Annotated in this window: 20 protein-coding genes; 13 read left to right on the top strand and 7 right to left on the bottom strand. The window is 61.1% G+C overall.

Features of this window, described 5'->3' with window-relative positions:
- Positions 1 to 108: 108 nt before the first annotated feature.
- Both hisI and folE read right to left on the bottom strand, forming a co-directional pair.
- On the bottom strand, positions 109 to 561 hold the full coding sequence (gene hisI / locus AMK05_RS11425) for a phosphoribosyl-AMP cyclohydrolase (RefSeq protein WP_064838554.1): 453 nt from the start codon (positions 559 to 561) through the stop codon (positions 109 to 111).
- Positions 562 to 586: 25 nt separating this feature from the next.
- Positions 587 to 1,201: a GTP cyclohydrolase I FolE gene (gene folE, locus AMK05_RS11420; RefSeq protein WP_064838553.1), complete on the bottom strand. Its 615-nt coding sequence runs from the start codon at positions 1,199 to 1,201 to the stop codon at positions 587 to 589.
- A 309-nt stretch (positions 1,202 to 1,510) separates the two neighbouring features.
- Here folE and AMK05_RS11415 point away from each other — a divergent pair, with 309 nt between their 5' ends.
- The 5 genes from AMK05_RS11415 (at position 1,511) to thrS (ending at position 7,763) form a co-directional block, all read left to right on the top strand.
- Positions 1,511 to 1,957 carry an iron-sulfur cluster assembly scaffold protein gene (locus tag AMK05_RS11415; RefSeq protein WP_064838552.1) on the top strand — a complete coding sequence of 149 codons (447 nt, stop codon included), beginning with the start codon at positions 1,511 to 1,513 and terminating at the stop codon, positions 1,955 to 1,957.
- A 5-nt stretch (positions 1,958 to 1,962) separates the two neighbouring features.
- Complete coding sequence (gene yidD / locus AMK05_RS11410; RefSeq protein WP_064838551.1) at positions 1,963 to 2,367, top strand: membrane protein insertion efficiency factor YidD; 405 nt, start codon at positions 1,963 to 1,965, stop codon at positions 2,365 to 2,367.
- A 5-nt stretch (positions 2,368 to 2,372) separates the two neighbouring features.
- A complete protein-coding gene (locus AMK05_RS11405; protein ID WP_064838550.1) occupies positions 2,373 to 2,900 on the top strand; it encodes a DUF1697 domain-containing protein in 528 nt (175 codons plus the stop codon).
- A 115-nt stretch (positions 2,901 to 3,015) separates the two neighbouring features.
- Positions 3,016 to 5,616 (top strand): tetratricopeptide repeat protein, encoded by a 2,601-nt coding sequence (locus AMK05_RS11400; protein WP_064838549.1) that lies wholly within the window; start codon positions 3,016 to 3,018, stop codon positions 5,614 to 5,616.
- Between the two features lie 140 nt (positions 5,617 to 5,756).
- The gene (gene thrS, locus AMK05_RS11395; RefSeq protein ID WP_064838548.1) at positions 5,757 to 7,763 is read left to right on the top strand and encodes a threonine--tRNA ligase; all 2,007 of its coding nucleotides are present in this window, start codon (positions 5,757 to 5,759) and stop codon (positions 7,761 to 7,763) included.
- Positions 7,764 to 7,953: 190 nt separating this feature from the next.
- Here thrS and AMK05_RS11390 read toward each other — a convergent pair whose 3' ends face one another.
- Positions 7,954 to 9,054 carry a hypothetical protein gene (locus tag AMK05_RS11390; protein WP_064838547.1) on the bottom strand — a complete coding sequence of 367 codons (1,101 nt, stop codon included), beginning with the start codon at positions 9,052 to 9,054 and terminating at the stop codon, positions 7,954 to 7,956.
- Positions 9,055 to 9,167: 113 nt separating this feature from the next.
- Here AMK05_RS11390 and AMK05_RS11385 point away from each other — a divergent pair, with 113 nt between their 5' ends.
- From AMK05_RS11385 to AMK05_RS11365, 5 genes are all read left to right on the top strand, one after another.
- Positions 9,168 to 9,752, top strand: coding sequence for a nitroreductase family protein (locus AMK05_RS11385; RefSeq protein ID WP_064838546.1), 585 nt, complete (start codon positions 9,168 to 9,170; stop codon positions 9,750 to 9,752).
- Positions 9,752 to 10,363, top strand: a complete 612-nt coding sequence (locus AMK05_RS11380) for a flavin reductase family protein (RefSeq protein WP_064838545.1) — start codon at positions 9,752 to 9,754, stop codon at positions 10,361 to 10,363. Before AMK05_RS11385 ends, AMK05_RS11380 begins: the two co-directional genes overlap by 1 nt.
- A 106-nt stretch (positions 10,364 to 10,469) precedes the next feature.
- A complete protein-coding gene (locus AMK05_RS11375; protein WP_064838544.1) occupies positions 10,470 to 11,615 on the top strand; it encodes a DUF2336 domain-containing protein in 1,146 nt (381 codons plus the stop codon).
- A gap of 108 nt (positions 11,616 to 11,723) precedes the next feature.
- Positions 11,724 to 12,032 (top strand): type II toxin-antitoxin system RelB/DinJ family antitoxin, encoded by a 309-nt coding sequence (locus tag AMK05_RS11370; RefSeq protein ID WP_064838543.1) that lies wholly within the window; start codon positions 11,724 to 11,726, stop codon positions 12,030 to 12,032.
- A complete protein-coding gene (locus AMK05_RS11365; protein WP_064838542.1) occupies positions 12,029 to 12,322 on the top strand; it encodes a type II toxin-antitoxin system RelE/ParE family toxin in 294 nt (97 codons plus the stop codon). The genes AMK05_RS11370 and AMK05_RS11365 overlap by 4 nt, the downstream gene beginning before the upstream one ends.
- Before the next feature lie 12 nt (positions 12,323 to 12,334).
- Here AMK05_RS11365 and AMK05_RS11360 read toward each other — a convergent pair whose 3' ends face one another.
- On the bottom strand, positions 12,335 to 12,745 hold the full coding sequence (locus tag AMK05_RS11360; RefSeq protein ID WP_064838541.1) for a hypothetical protein: 411 nt from the start codon (positions 12,743 to 12,745) through the stop codon (positions 12,335 to 12,337).
- 128 nt (positions 12,746 to 12,873) lie between these two features.
- On the opposite strand from AMK05_RS11360, the gene AMK05_RS11355 reads away from it, so the two are divergent.
- Positions 12,874 to 13,332, top strand: coding sequence for a GNAT family N-acetyltransferase (locus AMK05_RS11355; protein WP_064838540.1), 459 nt, complete (start codon positions 12,874 to 12,876; stop codon positions 13,330 to 13,332).
- Positions 13,333 to 13,398: 66 nt separating this feature from the next.
- Here AMK05_RS11355 and AMK05_RS11350 read toward each other — a convergent pair whose 3' ends face one another.
- The 3 genes from AMK05_RS11350 to parE all read right to left on the bottom strand — a co-directional run bounded on the left by AMK05_RS11350 (position 13,399) and on the right by parE (position 18,171).
- The gene (locus tag AMK05_RS11350; RefSeq protein WP_064838539.1) at positions 13,399 to 14,616 is read right to left on the bottom strand and encodes an AI-2E family transporter; all 1,218 of its coding nucleotides are present in this window, start codon (positions 14,614 to 14,616) and stop codon (positions 13,399 to 13,401) included.
- Between the two features lie 115 nt (positions 14,617 to 14,731).
- Positions 14,732 to 15,871, bottom strand: a complete 1,140-nt coding sequence (locus AMK05_RS11345; protein WP_064838538.1) for an esterase-like activity of phytase family protein — start codon at positions 15,869 to 15,871, stop codon at positions 14,732 to 14,734.
- 185 nt (positions 15,872 to 16,056) lie between these two features.
- Complete coding sequence (gene parE, locus AMK05_RS11340; protein WP_064838537.1) at positions 16,057 to 18,171, bottom strand: DNA topoisomerase IV subunit B; 2,115 nt, start codon at positions 18,169 to 18,171, stop codon at positions 16,057 to 16,059.
- Positions 18,172 to 18,390: 219 nt separating this feature from the next.
- Here parE and AMK05_RS11335 point away from each other — a divergent pair, with 219 nt between their 5' ends.
- Together AMK05_RS11335 and tpiA are read left to right on the top strand one after the other, a co-directional pair.
- The gene (locus AMK05_RS11335) at positions 18,391 to 19,290 is read left to right on the top strand and encodes an alpha/beta hydrolase (RefSeq protein ID WP_064838536.1); all 900 of its coding nucleotides are present in this window, start codon (positions 18,391 to 18,393) and stop codon (positions 19,288 to 19,290) included.
- A gap of 125 nt (positions 19,291 to 19,415) precedes the next feature.
- Positions 19,416 to 20,186, top strand: a complete 771-nt coding sequence (tpiA, locus tag AMK05_RS11330; protein ID WP_064838535.1) for a triose-phosphate isomerase — start codon at positions 19,416 to 19,418, stop codon at positions 20,184 to 20,186.
- Positions 20,187 to 20,216 lie beyond the last annotated feature (30 nt).

Here is a 20,216-nt window from a genome sequence, read left to right as displayed (position 1 = left end):
ACACATGGTTTGCGATAGTGTGCCCGATCAGTTTCCAAATGGTATATAGAGGCGACTTATGGCGCAATAAGGAGCAGATGCCGGGAAATTCCGGCTCTGTTTCCGAGCCTATTTTCCGTAAACGTCCTGCGGATCGAAGTGACGCTCGTCATCGACGATATCGAGCATCGGCTTTCCGTCTTGAAGCGTGACGGTGCGATAGAAGCAGGAGCGGCGACCGGTGTGACAGGTGGCATCGTGGCCGGCGACCTCGACCTTCAGCCAGATGGCGTCCTGATCGCAATCGGTGCGGATTTCCTTCACCGTCTGGAGATTGCCCGAGGTCTCGCCCTTCTTCCAGATCTTGCCGCGCGACCGGCTGAAATAATGGGCCGTGCCGGTCTGGATGGTCAGCGCCAGCGCCTGGGCGTTCATGTGCGCCACCATCAGCAGCTCGCCGTCGCCGGCGTCGGTGACGATCGCGGTGATCAGGCCGCGGTCGTCGAAACGCGGCGTGAAATCGCCGGCGTCTTCCAACGCCGACTTGTCCTCGGATGGTTGATTGAAGATCATGTGACTCATCGCGGCCCTCCTGAGGGAGCCGGTATCAGCGGCTCCGCACCATGGTCATGAAACGGGCCTGATCGGCCGGCTCGGTCTTGAACGTACCCGTAAACGTCGTCGTCAAGGTGGTCGAGCCCTGCTTCTGAACGCCGCGCATCGCCATGCACATATGTTCGGCCTCGATCATCACGGCGACACCGCGGGGGTTGAGCGTATCGTCGATCGCGCGGGCGATCTGCGCCGTCATCGTTTCCTGCGTCTGCAGGCGGCGGCCATAGATCTCGACGACACGGGCAATCTTCGATAGGCCGAGCACGCGGCCATCAGGCATATAGGCGACGTGCGCCTTGCCGATGATCGGCACCATATGGTGTTCGCAATGCGAGAAGAACGGAATGTCCTTGACGAGGACCATGTCGTCGTAGCCGGCGACCTCCTCGAAGGTGCGGCCGAGCACGTCTTCCGGCGCCATGTCGTAACCGGAAAACAGCTCGCGGTACGACTTGACGACACGGGCCGGCGTTTCGATGAGGCCTTCGCGGGCCGGGTTCTCACCGGCCCAACGCAGCAGAACGCGAACGGCTTCCTCCGCCTCCTGCTGGGAAGGGCGATCGGAATCGCGGCTCGTCTGCGGAAAGTTCTTTACAATGGCGTCCATGAACAATGGTCTCCTGGTCCGCACCGCGGACCGATCTGTCGGAATCGCCACTGGTCAATCCCATGCGGGAATTCATGCACCTTTGGCAGGCTCCGGGGCTTTCGAGGTGCATTCAACACCCGTCCGGCACGGTTTCCCAATCAAACTTACACGAGGCCATTGCATTTTCATGGCCTTCGAACGACATACATATAGGAATACGGCCATCGTATGTAAGTATCCTCAGATGATACGGTGTGTTTTTTGTTTCAATAACAATAACACCCTGATTGAGGCCGATCCGCAGCGATTTTGGAGCGGAAATCCAACATGGACGACATCTACAACAGCAAGATCCTCGAATTCGCCGGCAATATTCCGTTGACCGGCACATTGGCGGATGCCGATGCGAGCGCCCAGGCCTATTCGAAACTTTGCGGCTCAAAGGTGAGGATCTGGCTGAAGATGGACGGCGAAATCGTCACCGGTTTTGGCCATGACGTGAAGGCCTGCGCCCTCGGCCAGGCCTCGTCCTCGATCATGGCGCGCCATGTCGTCGGCGCGACATCGGGCGAATTGCGCCAGGCGCGCCAGGATATGCTCGCCATGTTGAAGGCGGATGGAGCCGGGCCCGAGGGACGGTTCGAGGACATGCGTTATCTGCTGCCGGTGCGGGACTACAAGGCCCGCCATGCTTCGACGATGCTGACCTTCGATGCGGTTGTCGATGCGATCGGGCAGATCGAGGCGAAACGGGCTGAGGTTGTCGAGGCGTAACTGACATGTGCGAGTTCTGCGCCCTGCAGGCAGGCGATGAGGACGACGGTGGCGCCGCCGGGCCCGACAAGCCGCGTGAAAAGGCCGCACGCACTTCCCGCAATTATACCGGTCCGTTCCGCAAGAGCCCCGACCGCCTGCTCGGCATGGGGTTGATCCGTCTCTACCAGTTGACGCTTTCCGGCTTTGTCGGCAATTCCTGCCGGCATATCCCGACCTGCTCCGAATATGGCTACGAGTCGATCGCCCGTCACGGCCTGTGGGCCGGCGGCTGGATGACGCTGTTTCGCGTCGGCCGCTGCGGCCCCGGCGGCACCAGCGGCCTCGACCAGGTGCCGGAGAGACTGGACGACAAATTCCGCTGGTGGACGCCGTGGCGGTATTTCTCCATCGGACGCAAGAGTGAGTGAGGGCCATGGGCATGTTCGTCGCACTTCTGCACAGCATTGTCCTTACGCCCGACCGCCGCGTCATCATGGAAGATCTGCGCGCGCTTGCCAAAGAGCTTGGCTATCGCGAGCCGCGCACGCTTGTTTCCACCGGCAATCTGGTTTTCGAGGCCGACGATGTCAGGCCGCACGAACTCGAGGTCGCGCTGGAAGAGGGGTTCGAAGAGAAATTCGGCAAACATGTCGATATCATCGTGCGCAGCGACTGCACCTGGATGGCGCTTTGCGGCACCAATCCTTTCAGGGACGGCAGCGGCGACCAGGTCATCGTCCGGGTGATGCGGCTGCCGGTCGATCCTGAGAAGGTGGAGGCGCTGAAACCGCTGATGACGGAGGGACAGCGCATCGCCATCGTCGGCGGCGATCTCTGGATCGATTTCGCCGGCAAACCCAGCCAATCCAAATTGCTTTCGGCACTGACGACCAAGCGGCTCGGCATCGGGACGATGCGAAATTGGAACACGGTGTGCGGCCTGACGGATATGCTGCTCTAGATGCACGAAGAGCACGTCTCTGAAAGTTTTCACCGCGAGTTGAAAAATGCACTTGCAGTTGAATAAGTCGCGGATATTGGTGTATTTCCTCTCCTGGTTTTGAAAATCCGTGCCAATGAAGTTTTTCACTTATCTTGCAACCGCGTCACTTCTTCTCGTTGTCTCCATTGCCAATTCTCCCATAACCTGGGCGAGTGGCGCGGACCTTACATCCGGCTCCAACTGCCGCCATCTGGCGCGTGATGACGTAGAAATCAACAATCTCGCTTACTGGCGGGATGCGCTTGCCGCTTGCGAAGCCTATTTGGAGGCAGAACCAAGCTCCATCGACGCCCGTTATTTCTGGCTCGCCAGCAAGTTCAATCTTCAGCAATATGAGCCGGCACTTGCCGGATTCGAGGAATTGGCGGCCCAAGGGCACGCTCCCTCCATGGATTATCTGGCGGCGGCATCTGCTTACGGTTTCGGACGTGAGCGCGATTTCAAAACCGCGCTGTCCTGGCTGAGAAAGGCAAGAGAAGCAAACGATCCGCGCTCCGCCGATTATCTCGGAGAGATGTATAAGCTGGGATGGGGTGTTCCGCAGGACTTCGTCATGGCGCGGTCCTATTTCGAACTTGCAGAACGGCTGGGCTATGTTCCGGCCAAGAGATCGCTTTCCTGGATGTATCTGGATGGAGTCGGTGTTTCGGTCGACGCCGAGCGAGCTTTCGAATTGCTTTCAGCCGCGGCACAAAAGGGCGATGAGAGAGCGATAACGGACATCGCATTCCTTTACACAAGAGGTATTGGAACGGAAAAGAACGCCGAACGCGCTGTTACCATGCTGGACGATCTGGTGCGGAAAGGCTCCGCCGATGGGATGAGGACCCTTGCTCGATTTTATCTGAAGGATGGGGACAAGGCGCAGAAAAAGACGGCGCTCGATCTCCTCGATAAAGCCGTGGCCCTTGGCGACGGCAGCGCGATGAGGACGCTGGCAGACGTTTACATCGCGGGCAAGGAAACGGAGCGAGACTTCGCGAAGGCAGAGGCCCTGCTGGATCAGGCAATTACGCAACAGATAGTCGCTGCCTATCGCGGCAAGGCTAGGCTTTTCTTGAGCATGCCCGATCCGCGCTATGACCAAGCCATGTACTGGATGAAAGAAGCCGCCTCTCGCGGAGATGCCCGGGCCATGGCGGATGTGGGCAGTATATATGAGCAGGGCAAAGGTGTGCCGGCAGACGAAGGCGAAGCCCGCATCTGGTATGAAAAATCTGCCGAACTCGGAGATTCAAGCGGCGCCCGACATTTCGGCCAATCGCTCTATATGGGAACGGGTGGTCCTCGCGACGTCGAAAACGGCGTTAAGTGGCTCGAGAAGTCGGCTGCTTCGGGCGACACCTATGCCATGCGGGTCCTTGCCTACGGTTATGAAAACGGCAGCGGTCTTCCAAAGGATGCGGTGAAAGCTTTCGAATGGTTCCAGAAGGCGGCCAACGAAGGAGATGAGGACGCATATCTTGAAGTCGCGGACCGTTCCTATGACGGTACGGGTACGACTGTCGACGCCAAAAAATCCTTTGCCTGGTATTTCAAGGCCGCCGAAAGTGGTTCGGCCAAGGCCCAATATTGTGTTGGGCTTATGTATGAAAGAGGCGAAGGTACTGCTCAGGATTCGAGAGAGGCCGTACACTGGTTCAAGGCCGCTGCGGAGAACGGATATATCGAGGCCTTCGCCGAGCTTGGCGAAATGTACGCCAATGATGCCAATCTGCCACGGGACGACGGCAAGTCGATCGACTATCTGGAAAAAGGCGCGGCCGCCGATAACGCCACGGCGATGATCCTGCTCGGCATCAAGTATGAGGATGGCGATGGGGTCGTTCGCGACTATGCGAAAGCGATCGAGTGGTACGAAGCCGCGGCGAACAAGAAATCTGCCGACGCGATGTACAGGCTAGGGACTCTCTATCGAGGAGCGGATGGAAACCTGAAGGATTTCGGCAAGGCTCTGGAATGGCTGACGAAGGCCGGGGCCTATGGAAATGCGAAAGCCCAATACTCCCTGGGCGATATGTACGAATATGGGCAGGGCGTGGCTATTGATCGCTCCAAGGCGCTCAGCTGGTTCATGATGGCGGCCTTCAAGCAATATCCTGAAGCGATGAACGCCGTCGGCTATTACTACCAGAACGGCATTGGCACCAAAGAGGACCAGACCATCGCCCGCAACTGGTTTCAGAAGGCGGCCGATGCTGGATCTGCGGCCGGCGCTCTTAATCTTGCGTGGTATTACGAGAACGGCAAGGATCAAGATCAGGCTATCGCATTCCAATATTACAAGAAATCCGCCGAGCTGAATTCGGCCGGAGGCATGTTCGCGCTCGGGCGTTTCTACGACGATGGCCTCGGAATTGCTGTCGACCGGCAAGAAGCCATCAAATGGTATCTCCGAGCCGCCGACGCCGGGTACCGAAGAGCCGCCTATCGACTTGCCTATGCTTACGATGCGACCTTCAGCTCCGATAATGCGGCCGAGAACATCCTTCTCGCGATCCAGCAGGGCGACAGGCAGATTACCGATGAGTTGAAGGTGTTTTCGCCTTTCACCCGCACAGCCCTAAAGAGGAGCCTGTCACGGCGCGGCCTTTACGAGGGGTCTATCGACGATGAAATCGATCAACCCTTGAAATCGGCTCTCAAGAGCTATGCGGGAAGCTATGGCGGATAGGCACTGTGTTTCGTTTCGCCTCGCTTCTCCTTTACTAGCGCCGCAAATCTGAGTATCAGGCGGCGGCGCATCCAACGAACGGAGGCGCTTGCGTTTCAACCACCCGCATTCGTTGGCGGGACTGGACAAGGAGAATTTCGATGTCTGAAACCATTTCCCTGACATTTCCCGATGGTTCCGTGCGCAGCTTTCCGGCTGGCGCAACCGGCAGGGATGTCGCCGAATCCATTTCCAAGTCGCTCGCCAAGAGCGCGGTCGCCATTGCGCTCGACGGCGCCGTGCAGGACCTTTCCGATGCCGTCACCGATGGCAGGATCGAAATCATCACCCGCAAGGACGGCCGCGCGCTGGAGCTCATCCGGCATGATGCTGCGCACGTCATGGCTGAAGCTGTGCAGGAGCTCTGGCCCGGCACGCAGGTGACGATCGGCCCGGTCATCGAAAACGGTTTCTATTACGACTTCGCCAAGAACGAGCCTTTCACGCCCGACGATCTGCCGAGGATCGAAAAGAAGATGAAGGAGATCATTGCCCGTAATGCGCCCTTCACCAAGCAGATCTGGTCGCGCGAGAAAGCCAAGGAAGTCTTTGCCGCCAAGGGCGAGCAGTACAAGGTCGAACTCGTCGACGCGATCCCGGCTGGCCAGGATCTGAAGATCTACAATCAGGGCGAGTGGTTCGACCTTTGCCGCGGACCGCACATGGCCTCCACCGGGCAGATCGGCACGGCCTTCAAGCTGATGAAGGTTGCCGGCGCTTATTGGCGCGGCGACAGCAACAACGCCATGTTGTCCCGCATCTACGGCACGGCATGGGCTGACCAGGCTGACCTTGACAACTACCTGCACATGCTGGCGGAAGCCGAAAAGCGTGACCACCGCAAGCTCGGCCGTGAAATGGATCTGTTCCATTTCCAGGAAGAAGGCCCCGGCGTCGTCTTCTGGCATGGCAAGGGCTGGCGCATCTTCCAGGCGCTCGTCTCCTATATGCGTCGCCGGCTCGCCGTCGATTACGAAGAAGTCAACGCGCCGCAGGTCCTCGATACCGCGCTTTGGGAAACCTCGGGTCACTGGGGCTGGTATCAGGAAAACATGTTCGCCGTGAAATCGGCGCATGCGATGACGCATCCGGAAGACAAGGAAGCGGATAATCGCGTCTTTGCGCTGAAGCCGATGAATTGCCCCGGCCACGTGCAGATCTTCAAGCACGGGCTGAAGTCCTATCGCGAACTGCCGATCCGTCTGGCCGAATTCGGCCTGGTGCATCGCTACGAGCCTTCGGGCGCGCTGCATGGGCTGATGCGCGTGCGCGGCTTCACGCAGGACGACGCGCACATCTTCTGCACCGACGAGCAGATGGCCGCCGAATGCCTGAAGATCAACGATCTGATTCTGTCGGTCTATGAAGACTTCGGCTTCAAGGAAATCGTCGTCAAGCTTTCGACCCGGCCGGAAAAACGCGTCGGATCCGACGCGCTCTGGGATCGCGCCGAAGCCGTGATGACCGACGTCTTAAAGACGATCGAGGCGCAGTCCGAGGGCCGCATCAAGACCGGCATTCTGCCGGGCGAGGGCGCCTTCTATGGGCCGAAGTTCGAATATACGCTGAAGGATGCGATCGGCCGCGAATGGCAGTGCGGGACGACGCAGGTCGATTTCAACCTGCCGGAACGTTTTGGCGCCTTCTATATCGACAGCAACTCCGAAAAGACGCAGCCGGTGATGATCCATCGCGCCATCTGCGGCTCGATGGAACGTTTCCTTGGTATCCTGATCGAAAACTTCGCCGGCCATCTGCCGCTTTGGGTGTCGCCGCTGCAGGTGGTGGTGGCGACGATCACTTCGGAAGCCGACGCTTACGGGCTTGAAGTGGCCGAGGCGCTGCGCGAAGCCGGTCTCAACGTCGAGACCGATTTCCGCAACGAGAAGATCAACTACAAGGTCCGCGAACACTCGGTCACCAAGGTACCCGTCATCATCGTCTGCGGCAGGAAGGAAGCCGAGGAGCGTACAGTCAATATCCGCCGCCTCGGCAGCCAGGACCAGGTTTCGATGGGGCTCGACGCCGCCGTCGACAGCCTTGCCCTGGAAGCGACGCCTCCAGACGTTCGTCGCAAGGCCGCAGCAAGAAAAGCCAGGGCGGCCTGAAAACGCCTCTCTATCCGGCAGCGCCACCCGGCGCTGCCGGAAATCCGATTGGGAGATATTGTCGCGAATCGTGGACTGTCGCTACGAGGCCGTCCTTTGGGTGGCGCGGGCGTGCGTAGAGCCGCTGGCCTTTTTTCACGCAATCCCGAACGGAAAGCCTTTCGCCGTCTTCCCGGGATCGTTTTTCCAATCAATCGAGACTGGAGTCGTCGCCGCCTTGCGGCGCGAGCTGTTCGTAGGAAGGGAGTGGCGCAACCGGAGCCGGCTGGACGCCTGGCGGCGGCGGTGTGCCCACAGGCACTTGCTGCACCGTGCGGGCCGCGTCGTTCACCGGCGGCTGCGGCTGCTGGTCCTTCATCAGAACCTCGACATCGGTATTCCTGCCGGCGACGACAGTGAAATCGCGCTGGTAGATCTTGTCCTTGTTGCGGGCGACGGCGGAATATCCGCCTTCGGCGAGAACCATGGTCGGGAAGGCGCTGACGCTTTCACCGACGCTGTCGCCGGCCGCTGTCAGGATCGACCATGCCGTATCGGCGATCGCCTCGCCGCCGGCATCGGAGACCAGCTTGAAGGTGACCTGCGCGGCGCGATGCTGAATCGTCGCTTCGGTCAGCTTGCCGGCTTCGACCTGGATGTCGGCGCGGATGACGGCATTGACGCTGCCATATTCGGAAACGATGTGATAGGTGCCGGCATTGAGGCGGACGACGGTGTTCGGCGAGACATCGGCCACGACGAGGCCGCGCTCGCCGTCGTCGCGCACTTCCGAGGAATAGATCGAGAAGCTCAACTGGTCGGGCCGGATGCGGGCATCGGTGCCGGAGACGGCATTGAGCAGCAGGCCGCCGGCATCGAGCACCATCACCTGCTTGTCGACCTCGCCGTCAGCGGGCACGGTCAGTTTCTTGGTGACACCGGCGCGGCCGAAGGAGACGTTGACGAAATAATCGCCGGGAGCGAGCTGGAAGGCAGCGGGTCCGCCCTTGGCACTGGCAATCAGCGGCAGCTTGCCGTCGGCTCCGGCGATCGGGCTGAAGACATACCAGGAGAGGCCCTCTTCGACCGGCGTGCCGTCCGCCGTCAGCTTGGCTTCCATCGGGACGTCGCGCAGCTTGACCCCTTCGGTCGCAGCACCCGGTGCGATGAAAGCATCGAGCTTCGGCATCTTCGACGTCGATTCAAGCTGTTTGAACTCCTTGAAGGCATCCTGAGCGCCGGCGCCTGGAGGCGTCAGGATCGTCAGGGCAATGGCAAGGCCGATGCGTGCAAAAGGCGAAATGCCAAACATCTGTTTCGTGAACCGATTGACTTCTGAAATCGCAAAGGCCACTTCAAGACCAACGCGATGGCAAATTCAAGACCCGCCCATTGCAGCAGCATAAAAATGAGAGTTTCTCCCGCATGAAATCCGATATCAAGCTGATCGACTACCTCGCCGTGCGCCGCTCCATCCCCGCGTTCCAGATGTGCGAACCAGGCCCGGAGAAGGCCGAAATCGAGGAAATCCTGCGTCTTGCCTCGCGTGTTCCCGATCACGGCAAGATCGCGCCATGGCGCTTCATCGTCTATCGCGGAGATGAGCGCGCCCGTCTCGGCGAAGAGCTTCTGACCTTGGCACTTCAGACAAAACCCGAGCTTTCCGAAGAGATGATCCAGGTCGAGCGCGCCCGTTTCACCCGTGCACCCGTGGTCGTTGCCGTCGTCAGCAAGGCAGGGCCGCATATCAAGATCCCGGAATGGGAGCAGCTGATGTCGGCCGGCGCGCTCTGCCTCAATGTCATCCTCGCCGCCAATGCCAGCGGCTATGTCGCCAACTGGCTGACGGAATGGTTCGCCTATGATGAGCGCGCCTATCCGCTGCTCGGCGTCGAGCCTGGCGAAAAAGTGGCGGGCTTCATCCATATCGGTTCGACGACATTTCCGGCGATCGAGCGGCCGCGTCCGGAGCTTGCCGATACCGTGACATGGGTCGGCGGGGAGGGCTGATGTTTTACACCACCGACAGCAACCGGCACGGGTTGGCGCATGATCCGTTCAAGGCGATCGTGTCGCCGCGCCCGATCGGCTGGATCGGCAGCAAGGGCAGGGACGGCTCGATCAACCTCGCACCCTATTCCTTCTTCAACGCCGTTGCCGACCGGCCGAAGCTGGTGATGTTTTCGTCCGCCGGGCGCAAGGACAGCCAGCGCAATGCGGCCGAGACCGGCGTCTTCACCTGCAATTTCGTCGGTCGCGATCTCGCCGAGAAGATGAACCTTTCCTCTGCGGCGCTGCCCTATGGCGAAAGCGAATTCGCTTTCGCCGGCCTGACGCCGAAGCAGGCCGAACTCATCGACGCGCCCTATGTCGGCGAGGCTTTCGCGGTGCTCGAATGCAGGGTCACCGAGATCATCGAGCCGAAGACGCTGTCGGGCGCACCGTCGGAAAACGTCCTTGTCTTTGGTGAGGTGGTCGGCATCCGCATAGACGAGGCGATCGTCAGGGACGGCCGTCTCGACATGTCGATCGCCCGGCCCCTCGCGCGCATGGGCTACATGGACTACAGCGAAGGCAGCGATGTTTTCGAGATAATGCGGCCGCATCTGCCGAAGGTTTAGGTCGGCCGCAAGGCATATAAAGGCTTAAGAAATATGGTGAACCAATCTTAAACCTTTTGCCGCTACCGTCGCAGCATTGAATGAAACGCGAGGGAATCGCGTTCAAGTGCTGGGGCGTCGCGTGATCGTAGAAGCTTTCCTTCGTTGGATCGAAACGGCCAAGACCGGAGACCGGGCCCGGGCTGCAAACGCGCTCGGGCGGGCCTATCTGCAATCCGAGATGACGGCGGAGGAGCGGGCGGCAGCCGAGATGGCGATGACCTTTCTTCTCGACGATCCGTCGCCGCGCGTGCGGCTGGCACTTGCCGAGGCGATCGCCTGGTCGCCCGATGCGCCGCGCAGCCTGATCCTTTCGCTCGCCGAAGACCAGCCCGAGGTGGCCTGCCATGCGGTGACCTGTTCGCCGCTTTTGAGCGATGCCGATCTTGTCGATCTCGCCGCGCGCGGCAACGGCGCCACCCGCATGCTGATCGCGGCGAGGGCGCATGTGACGCGCCCGGTTTCCGCAGCGCTTGCGGAGGTCGGCGACGAGGAAGAGCTGCTCTGCCTGCTCGAAAACGACGGGGCGGTGATCTCCAGCCAATCGCTGAAACGTATCGCCGAGCGGCTCGGCGACGGCTGCGACATCCGCAACCTACTTCTCGACCGCAGCGATCTTCCCGCCGATGCCCGCCAACTGCTGACCCAGCATGTCAGCAATGCGCTGGTCGGGCTGCCGCTCGCCCAGGCGGCGATCGGCCTGCAGCGGCTGCAGCGTATCAGCCGCGAGGCGACCGAGGCCGCCATCGTTTCGATCGCCGGCGATATCGCGCCGCGCGAAATCCCTGACCTCGTCGAACATCTGCGCCTCAACGGCCGGCTGACGCCGTCCTTCATGATGCATGCGCTCTGCGCCGGCAAGGTGGATTTCTTCGCGGGAGCGATCGTCGATCTGACGGGGTGCGGCGAGCGCCGGGTGCGCTCGATCCTGGCGACCGGGCGCATGCATGCCGTCCGCGCGCTCTACGAGTCCGCCGGTCTGCCGAGGGATATCAGCGTGATCTTCGTCGAGGCGACGTTGCTGTGGCGCGAGGCCGCGAGAAAAGCGCCGGGCAGCGTGCTCGGCACCGTCTGCGGCCGACTTCTGGAAAAATTTCGCCATCACGACGGCGCCCATGGCGCGGTCGGTGAGCTGCTCGATATGGTGGAAAAGCTTGGGGTCGCCGAACAGCGGCAATCGGCCCGCGTGTATGCGGCGCTGGCGGCCGCATAAATTCAAGAGCCGCTCGCACTGCTCGTCCTCCTGCTGGGATAAGATTGATCCTGGCTGGCATATGTCATTCAATTGCATTACATTGAACCATATTCAAGGAGACCCGGCATGGCGTCAAACGCGCTCGTACAAACTCGCATAGATGCTGCCGTCAAGGATCGCGCTACGGCTGTTTTGGAAGATATGGGTCTGACAGTCTCGGATGTCGTGCGCATTTTATTGACCCGCACGGCGAACGAGGGGGCTCTGCCGCTCGAACTTATCAGCAACAGCGACGCTTATGACGCATGGTTTCGTGGAAAGGTCCTTGAAGCTCTCAATGACACGCGAGCCGATGTCGATGATGCCGATGTCGAGGCGAGCTTCGAGAAGAGGCGCGCGGCCGCATTGCGGAAGAGCAAGGCCGCTGAATCGTGAGGCTTGTTTGGGCCAGGTGTGCCGTATCCGACCGAGACAATATTTTCACATACATTGAGATCGAGAATCCAAGGGCGGCAGTCCATGTCGACCAGAAAATCGTTTTTGCTGTTCGCCGTCTCGTCGAATTTCCGGAAAGCGGAAGACCGGGAAGGATCGCAGGCACGCGGGAGTTGGTCATCCCAGGCACGCCCTATATCGCCGCATACATCGTGCAGGAAGACCGAATTCGGATCCTTCGCGTCCTCCACGGTGCCCAGGTTTGGCCCGACGACATTTCAACTGAATGAGTTTGCTGCCACTTAGTCAGCCAGCCGCGTCACCACCCAGGAATAGCTGGCGGAGACGAAATGCACCGGTTTGGCCAGCGTGTCCTTGACGCTCCGGCCGGAGGGCAGATGGTCGCGGACCTTTCCAGCAATGTCGTCGGCAAAACCACGCAGTCCCTGCGGGTGCTGTTCGACCGCTTCGGGTGCGGCCGGCGGTACGGGCGTGGGTTTCGGCGGCTCGGTGGCGGCGATGGCTTTCGGCGCCTCGCAAACCGCGATCACCGAGGGATAGCTGACATTGGCATAGGTTTTCAGCCGGCGTTCGGCTTCGGCATCGCAGGCGGCAACACTCTCCCAGTGTTTGTCGACTGTCGCGACATAATTGCACTGGCTGATGGAATCGTCGCAACCGAGAATGGTCATCGCGATCAGCACCGCTTGCATATTTTGCCTCCTTGGCTATTGAGCATGTCATCGTCTTAGAGGGCGCAATTCCAACCGAATGAAGGCGAGAGCATTAACTCTTGGTCATGTCGGGAAAAACTTGTGCCTGCCCGGAAGAAAGAAGCAGCATGTCCGTCACCATCGCCCTGGAGCCGCCGCGTCAGGACGGCGTCATCCGCCTTCTCGATCTTTCCGATGCCTATGCGCAGTCGCTCTATCCCCCGGAGAGCAACCATCTTGTCGACCTATCCTTGCTGGAAAAGCCGGCGGTGAGCTTCCTGGTCGCGCGCAACGGCGATACGATCGTCGGCTGCTGCGCGCTCGTCGAAGCTGGCGACGGCACGGCGGAGATCAAGCGCATGTTCGTCGATCCCGAGGCGAGGGGCCTGAGGATTGCCAGCGGCCTGATGAATGCGCTCGAAGCGATCGCTGGGGAAAAGCGGTTGTCGGCGATCCGGCTCGAAACCGGCATCTACCAGCCCGAGGCGATCGCGCTCTACCGCAAATACGGATACCGGGACATTGAGCCTTTCGGCACCTATCTGCCGGACCCGCTCAGCCTGTTCATGGAAAAGCGGCTGGGATGACGACTAGCCAAGGCCGGTTCAGCCGTCGGCAATAACGCCTTTTCAGCCTTCGGCAACAACTTCTTTTCAGCCTTCGGCAACACGGGGAATTGCTTTCGGCGGTCCGGGGATTGCCGGCGGGGCTTGCTCGTCGATGAGAACCTGCGGTCCCGTTTCGCCCTTATCGGCATTGCGGGCTTCGTGGATCCATTCGCGCCAGATGGCGACGATCAGTGCCATCAGCACCGGGCCGATGAAGAGGCCGAGGAAACCCATCGTCTTGACGCCGCCGACGAGGCCGAAGAAGGTCGGCAGGAAGGGCAGCTTGATCGGGCCGCCAACAAGCTTCGGCCGCAGCGTCTTGTCGACGATGAAGAGTTCGACCGTTCCCCAGACGAAGAGACCGATGCCGGCGACATGCGAGCCGCTGGCCAGCAGATAGATCGACACCAGCGTGAAGGAGAGCGGCGCGCCGCCCGGTATCAGCGCCATCACGCCCGTCAGCACGCCGAGGGTCACCGGTGACGGCACGCCGGCAATCCAATAGGCAAGGCCGAGCACGATGCCTTCGCCGATCGCAATCAGCGTCATGCCCATGACGGTGGAGCTAATCGTCGCCGGCACGACGCGGGAAATGCGCTCCCAGCGGTTCGGCAGGATGCGCTCGCCGAGCATGTCGATCTGCTTGGAGAAGGAAAAACCGTCGCGATAGACGAAGAACAGCGCGATCAGCATGAAGAGCAGCGTCAGCAGCAGGTGGAAGGCGCCGCCGCCGGCGGCAAGCACGGCCCGGTAGATATTGCCGATATTGGCGCCGCTGACGGCCTGGATGACCTCGCCCAGGGCGCCGGGGCTGCCGATATATTTGGTCCAGACTTCATCGAGATAGGCGCCGGCCCAAGGCAGCGCGACAATCCAGGCCGGTGTCGGGGCGCCGGCACGGTTGGCGTGGATTGCCCAGGCAACCCAGGTGCGCACTTCACCCGTGGTATAGGTGACCGCAAGCCCGATCGGGATGACCAGGAAGGTGACGATCATGATGATGGCGATGGTCGCTGCGACCGTCGTGTTACCGCCGACGCGGGCAAGAAGCTTGCGGTAGAGCGGCCAGCTGGCGAAGCCGATGACCAGGGCTGCCAGCACCGGCACGAGGAAACCGTAGAAGAAGTAGACGCCGGCCGCGACGATCAGAACCAGCAGCCAGCGTGCGGCCGAGATGGAGGGAATCAGCGGGGTGCGTGTCGGCGCCGACGAGCCGAGCCATCGCGGTTCATGATTGTTTTTCTGACGGTCGAACACACCCACACGCGCCTCTTCTTTTTCTTGTCCTCTGGTTATGGGCCATCACCCCGGCTGTTTCAAGGTCTGCACCCCGAAAGCGTATACAAAGCGTCGCTATTCGACCGTCGGAGCCGATGTCTTACTGCCGCGGACGCTTGAGAATCTTGAAGGCGTAGAATTGCGTCTTCTGAGCGGTCGAGAAATTGTTGTCGGAGCCGAGAATGAGAACGTCGGTGCCGTCCTTGGCCTTGCCGAGCGACATCGCCTCGATATTGTCAGGGACGAGCCCGATTGCTCTCAGATCAAGGACCTGGCTTTTGCGGGCGGGGACGATGCGTTGGTCGGTTTTGGCGACCGATGCGATGGCGGATACATCGGTGGCATCGGCCAGATCCATCATCATGATCTTGATGGTGTTGCCATAGCCCTCTGCATAGCTGCGCTCGACGGCGAGCAGGCGGTGGTCGTCAAGCGCAAGCATTTCCGACATGCCGTTGTCATTGCCGCCATCGGGTTTGGTGGCGGCCTGCGGGATCGGCGAGACCGGATAGACGTACAGAGCCTTCGGCTCGCCGGTTGCGCCGTCATAACGGATGATGCGCGACAGGCTGCCTGATGTCAGCGAGGGGTTCGGGCCGTCCTGATAGAGCGCGGCTTCGACACCGACGAAAACGTCGCCCGAGGGCGTCACAGCGAGATCCTCGAAGGCAAGGTTGTCGCGGATGCCGGTGGACTTGTCGGCTGTCGGAGCAAAACCTTCCGGCAGCCTGAATTCGCGCAGGAAGGAACCGTCAGGCGCAGCGACGCGGATAAAGGGCGGCAGCAGCGCCCTGGCGTCGCCTTCGCTGCCCCAATAGATGCCGTCCTTGCCGAGGCGGATCGATTCCGGATCGACAGTCCTGGCGGCGAAGGGTTCGTGGTTCTTGTCCTTCAGCGTGACGTGCTTGACGATGGAAACGCCCTTGAGGCCGGACGCGTCGACATCCACATCGAGTTCATAGAAGCGGGCCGGGGCCTTGTCCGAGCGGTCGTCGCTGATGGCGAGATAGTGGCCGGTGGCGGGATCGAAATCGAGGCCGGAAATGCCGCCGAATTCGACGCCGTTTTCCATGTGGCCGGTGGGGATGACGAATTCACCGAGATAGGAGAGCGCAATGCCGGCGGCGCAGTCGCCGAAGGGGCAGGCGGTCTCGAAGGTGGCCTCGATATTGGTGGCATTGGCGGCGACGGTGCTGGACAGGAGAACGAAAGCGGCAGCCGCGAGAAAACGCTTGGTCATGACAAATATCCGGCAATGGTTTGGAAAACGGTTCAGACGCCCTCGGGAGAAGGTACGCCGACCGTTTCATGCGCCGGTTGTTTGACGGGGTTGTTACGGTTCTTCGTCAGTTCCGTGAAATCGTCGATGCTAAAATGTCGGCGCGCCGAACCTGCCCGACCGGCCGGCGCGCTTGAAGGCATCGTTTAAATATCGAGGTTTTCGGCGAAAGCGGCGCGTTCCTGGATGAAGCGGAAACGGGCTTCCGGCTTGGTGCCCATCAGATCGTCGACGGCGCTGCGGGTGCCCTCGAAATCCACCTCGTCGATCAGCACCTTTAGCAGGGTGCGCTTGGACGGATCCATGGTGGTTTCCTTGAGCTGGGCGGGCATCATTTCGCCGAGACCTTTGAAGCGGCTGATCTCGACCTTGGCCTTGCCTTTGAACTCCGTCTGCATCAACTCGGCGCGATGATTGTCGTCGCGGGCATAGGCGGATTTCGACCCCTGGGTGATCTTGTAGAGCGGCGGCACGGCGAGGAAGAGGTGGCCGCCGCGCACCAGTTCCGGCATCTCCTGATAGAAGAAGGTGATGAGCAGCGAAGCGATATGGGCGCCGTCGACGTCGGCATCGGTCATGACGATGATGCGCTCGTAGCGCAGGTCTTCGTCGCGGTATTTCGAGCGGGTGCCGCAGCCGAGCGCCTGGATGAGATCGGCAAGCTGCTGGTTGGCGCCGAGTTTTTCGCGGCCGGCGCTGGCGACGTTGAGGATCTTGCCGCGCAGCGGCAGAATTGCCTGGTTGGCGCGGTTGCGCGCCTGCTTGGCCGAGCCACCTGCCGAGTCCCCTTCGACGATGAAGAGTTCGGCGCCTTCGGCGGTGTTCTGCGAGCAGTCGGCAAGCTTGCCGGGCAGGCGCAGCTTGCGCACCGCCGTCTTGCGGTTGACTTCCTTTTCCTTGCGGCGGCGCAGGCGTTCCTCGGCGCGCTCAATCACCCAGTCGAGCAGCTTGGCCGATTCGTTCGGGTTGTCGGCAAGGTAATGGTCGAAGGGATCGCGCAACGCGTTCTCGACGATGCGCTGGGCCTCGACGGTCGCCAGCTTGTCCTTGGTCTGGCCGACGAATTCCGGCTCGCGGATGAAGACCGACAGCATGCCGACGGCCGAGATCATCACGTCATCGGTGGTGATCTGCGCGGCGCGCTTGTTCTGCGTCAGCTCGGCATAGGCCTTCAGGCCCTTGGTCAGCGCGATGCGCAGGCCGGCCTCATGCGTGCCGCCTTCAGGAGTCGGGATGGTGTTGCAATAGGAATGCACCTGCGGATCGCCGCCATACCAGGTGATCGCCCATTCCATCGAGCCGTGGCCGCTGGTCTTCTCCGTCTTGCCGGCGAAAATCTCGCGGGTGACGGTGAACTCCTTGCCCATCGTCGCCTGCAGATAGTCCTTCAGGCCGCCGGGGAAGTGGAAGACCGCCTTGTCGGGCACCTCGGAACCTTCGGGCAGGACGCCCGGCTCGCAGCTCCAGCGGATCTCGACGCCGCCGAACAGATAGGCCTTCGAGCGCGCCATCCGGAACACCCGGGCGGCGTCGAACTTCATGTGATCGCCGAAGATCTGCGGGTCGGGATGGAAGCGTACGCGGGTACCGCGGCGATTGTGGACGTCGCCCAATTCTTCGAGGCCGCCCTGCGGCAGGCCGCGGGAGAAGCGCTGGCGGTAGAGCTTGCGATTGCGCGCCACTTCCACTTCGAGGTCGTCGGAAAGCGCGTTGACGACCGAGACGCCGACGCCGTGCAGGCCGCCCGAGGTCTCGTAAGCCTTGCCGTCGAATTTGCCGCCGGCATGCAGCTTGGTCATGATCACTTCGAGCGTCGACTTGCCCGGCACCTGAGGGTGGTTCTCGACCGGGATGCCGCGGCCGTTGTCGGAGACCGTCAGATAACCTGCGAGATCAAGATAGACCTCGATGAAATTGGCGTGTCCGGCGACCGCTTCGTCCATCGCGTTGTCGATGACTTCGGCAAAGAGGTGATGCAGCGCCTTTTCGTCGGTGCCGCCGATATACATGCCCGGGCGCATGCGCACCGGCTCGAGGCCTTCGAGGACGCGGATCGACGAGGCGCCGTATTCATCGGCATTCGACGCGGTAGGTGCCGGGCGCGCAGAGGCTCCCGCAGCAGAGGGGGCTCCAGCAGCAGGTGGGGCGGCAGCGGGCGCAGCCGTCACCGCCGGCCGTTCGGCCGCAGCCGCAGGCTTCTGCGCCTCCCCGCGTTTTTCAGAGAGGGGCATTCCGGAAAAGAGGTCGTTGCTATCGTCCATGGAGCCGTTCAGATCTTCATCCTGTCTTGGGTCAGGCTTGGGGCTTGCATCCGCCGCCGACCCAAAATCACCGCATTTCATGTCACGTTTGCGAATCAGGCAGATTTTGCCAGAAAGCACCTCTATACGCGACACCGCCAGTTTTGGCGGCTTTTCACTCATGATTTGCGTTGCCGGGCGCCGAATGGCAAGCGGCGGCAGGCTTCAGGAACCATCCGAATGCGAATGTCCACAAGTCATTGCACCATCATCACTGCAATTGCGGCCTTTTTCCTGTCCGCGGCTATTCTGTCGGCTGCCGGGCCGGTGAGGGCAGGCGATGCGCTGCCGCCGTTCAAGGACGATCTGTTTTCGCAGCAGGCCATCTTGCAGACGGGCGATGACGGCGCCTTCGAGGTCATCGGCTATGACGAGATGCGCGATATCAACGGCCGCGACCAGATCCCGCAAAAGCGGGTGCAGCAGAAATATGTGGCGCTTGGCATCCGCAAGGCCCAAGTCGACGAGACGCTGTCTCTGGACGGCATCCGGCTCGATGTCACCAGGGTGGGACAGGCCCAGAATGCCGCCTTCACGGTGATTTTCATCCATGGCCGCGACGGCGACCGCCGGCTGGGCGCCAACGACTACAGCTTCGGCGGCAATTTCAACAGGCTGAAGAACCTCGTCGCCGGCAATGGCGGCGTCTATTATTCGCCGACGGTCAGGAGTTTCGACAGCAGTGGCGTTGCGGCCATCGCCGGCCTCATCCGCTACGCCAGCGCCCAATCGCCCGGCCGGCCGATCATCCTGTCCTGCGCCTCGATGGGCAGCCAAGTCTGCTGGGGCATTGCCCGCGACGAGGGCAGCGTCAAGCGGTTGAAGGGCATGCTTGTCATGAGCGGCGTCACCGATCCCGATTTCACCAAGAGCGCCTTCTACAAGGCGAAGCTGCCGCTCTGGTTCGCCCATGGCAGCCGCGACCCGGTCTATGCCGCCAGCACCCAGCAGGCGCTGTTCGAAAGCCTGCACAAGGCCAAATATCCGACGCACTTCACGCTGTTTCAGACCGGCAATCACGGGACGCCGATCCGGATGATCGACTGGCGCCGGGTCTTGAACTGGATTCTTGCCGGCTAGCGGTTGAATTTCGCAGAAATATAGGCGGGATCGCCGAGATTCCCCTTACGTCAAGGGCATGATGCTTTTCTTTGCCGCGCGCTTTTGATATGGCCCAAGGCCTACGCAGAATTTGGAAGGCTGGCATGACACCTGACGTGCGCCCGCTCGTGGCGGGAAACTGGAAAATGAATGGCATGCGTGCCTCCCTGGATCAGATCAAGGCGATCGCCGAGGGCGTTTCCTCGCCGCTTGCCGACAAGGTCGAAGCGCTGATCTGCCCGCCGGCGACGCTGCTCTACGTGGCAACGGCGCTCTGCACCGACAGCCCGCTGGCGATCGGCGCTCAGGATTGTCATCAGAACCCGTCGGGTGCGCATACCGGCGACATCTCGGCCGAGATGATTGCCGATTGTTTCGGCACTTATGTCATCGTCGGCCACTCCGAGCGGCGCACCGACCATGCCGAAACGGATCACCTGGTCCGCGCCAAGGCGGAGGCCGCCTTCGCCGCCGGGCTGACGGCGATCATCTGCATCGGCGAAACGGCCGATGAGCGCCGGACAGGCCAGGCGCTCGATGTCATCAAACGTCAGCTTTCCGCCTCGGTTCCGGACGGCGCCACAGCCGAGAATACCGTCATCGCCTATGAGCCGATCTGGGCGATCGGTACCGGTGTGACGCCGACGGCGGGCGATGTGGAAAAGGCGCATGCCTTCATGCGTGCCGAGCTCGTGGCCCGCTTCGGCGACGAAGGCCGCAAGATGCGTCTTCTCTATGGCGGCTCGGTCAAGCCGGCCAATGCCGGCGAGCTGATGGGCATCGTCAATGTCGACGGCGCGCTGATCGGCGGGGCTAGCTTGAAAGCGGCCGACTTCCTCGCCATCTACCGGGCCTATGAGGCGCTGCTCGCCTGAGGCATTGTTTTTATTCCCGGGTTATTCGTT

The sequence above is a fragment of the Rhizobium sp. N324 genome, assembly GCF_001664485.1.
Taxonomy (GTDB): Bacteria; Pseudomonadota; Alphaproteobacteria; order Rhizobiales; family Rhizobiaceae; genus Rhizobium.
Note: the sequence above shows the minus strand (reverse complement) of the source record. Positions and strands in the feature narration are given on the sequence as shown.

Excerpts from the sequence above, each read along its gene's own strand:
- hisI (WP_064838554.1), bottom strand. The coding sequence starts at position 561 with ATGAGTCACATGATCTTCAATCAACCATCCGAGGACAAGTCGGCGTTG.
- folE (WP_064838553.1), bottom strand. The coding sequence starts at position 1,201 with ATGGACGCCATTGTAAAGAACTTTCCGCAGACGAGCCGCGATTCCGAT.
- AMK05_RS11415 (WP_064838552.1), top strand. The coding sequence starts at position 1,511 with ATGGACGACATCTACAACAGCAAGATCCTCGAATTCGCCGGCAATATT.
- yidD (WP_064838551.1), top strand. The coding sequence starts at position 1,963 with ATGTGCGAGTTCTGCGCCCTGCAGGCAGGCGATGAGGACGACGGTGGC.
- AMK05_RS11405 (WP_064838550.1), top strand. The coding sequence starts at position 2,373 with ATGGGCATGTTCGTCGCACTTCTGCACAGCATTGTCCTTACGCCCGAC.
- AMK05_RS11400 (WP_064838549.1), top strand. The coding sequence starts at position 3,016 with ATGAAGTTTTTCACTTATCTTGCAACCGCGTCACTTCTTCTCGTTGTC.
- thrS (WP_064838548.1), top strand. The coding sequence starts at position 5,757 with ATGTCTGAAACCATTTCCCTGACATTTCCCGATGGTTCCGTGCGCAGC.
- AMK05_RS11390 (WP_064838547.1), bottom strand. The coding sequence starts at position 9,054 with ATGTTTGGCATTTCGCCTTTTGCACGCATCGGCCTTGCCATTGCCCTG.
- AMK05_RS11385 (WP_064838546.1), top strand. The coding sequence starts at position 9,168 with ATGAAATCCGATATCAAGCTGATCGACTACCTCGCCGTGCGCCGCTCC.
- AMK05_RS11380 (WP_064838545.1), top strand. The coding sequence starts at position 9,752 with ATGTTTTACACCACCGACAGCAACCGGCACGGGTTGGCGCATGATCCG.
- AMK05_RS11370 (WP_064838543.1), top strand. The coding sequence starts at position 11,724 with ATGGCGTCAAACGCGCTCGTACAAACTCGCATAGATGCTGCCGTCAAG.
- AMK05_RS11360 (WP_064838541.1), bottom strand. The coding sequence starts at position 12,745 with ATGCAAGCGGTGCTGATCGCGATGACCATTCTCGGTTGCGACGATTCC.
- AMK05_RS11355 (WP_064838540.1), top strand. The coding sequence starts at position 12,874 with ATGTCCGTCACCATCGCCCTGGAGCCGCCGCGTCAGGACGGCGTCATC.
- AMK05_RS11345 (WP_064838538.1), bottom strand. The coding sequence starts at position 15,871 with ATGACCAAGCGTTTTCTCGCGGCTGCCGCTTTCGTTCTCCTGTCCAGC.
- parE (WP_064838537.1), bottom strand. The coding sequence starts at position 18,171 with ATGGACGATAGCAACGACCTCTTTTCCGGAATGCCCCTCTCTGAAAAA.
- AMK05_RS11335 (WP_064838536.1), top strand. The coding sequence starts at position 18,391 with ATGCGAATGTCCACAAGTCATTGCACCATCATCACTGCAATTGCGGCC.
- tpiA (WP_064838535.1), top strand. The coding sequence starts at position 19,416 with ATGACACCTGACGTGCGCCCGCTCGTGGCGGGAAACTGGAAAATGAAT.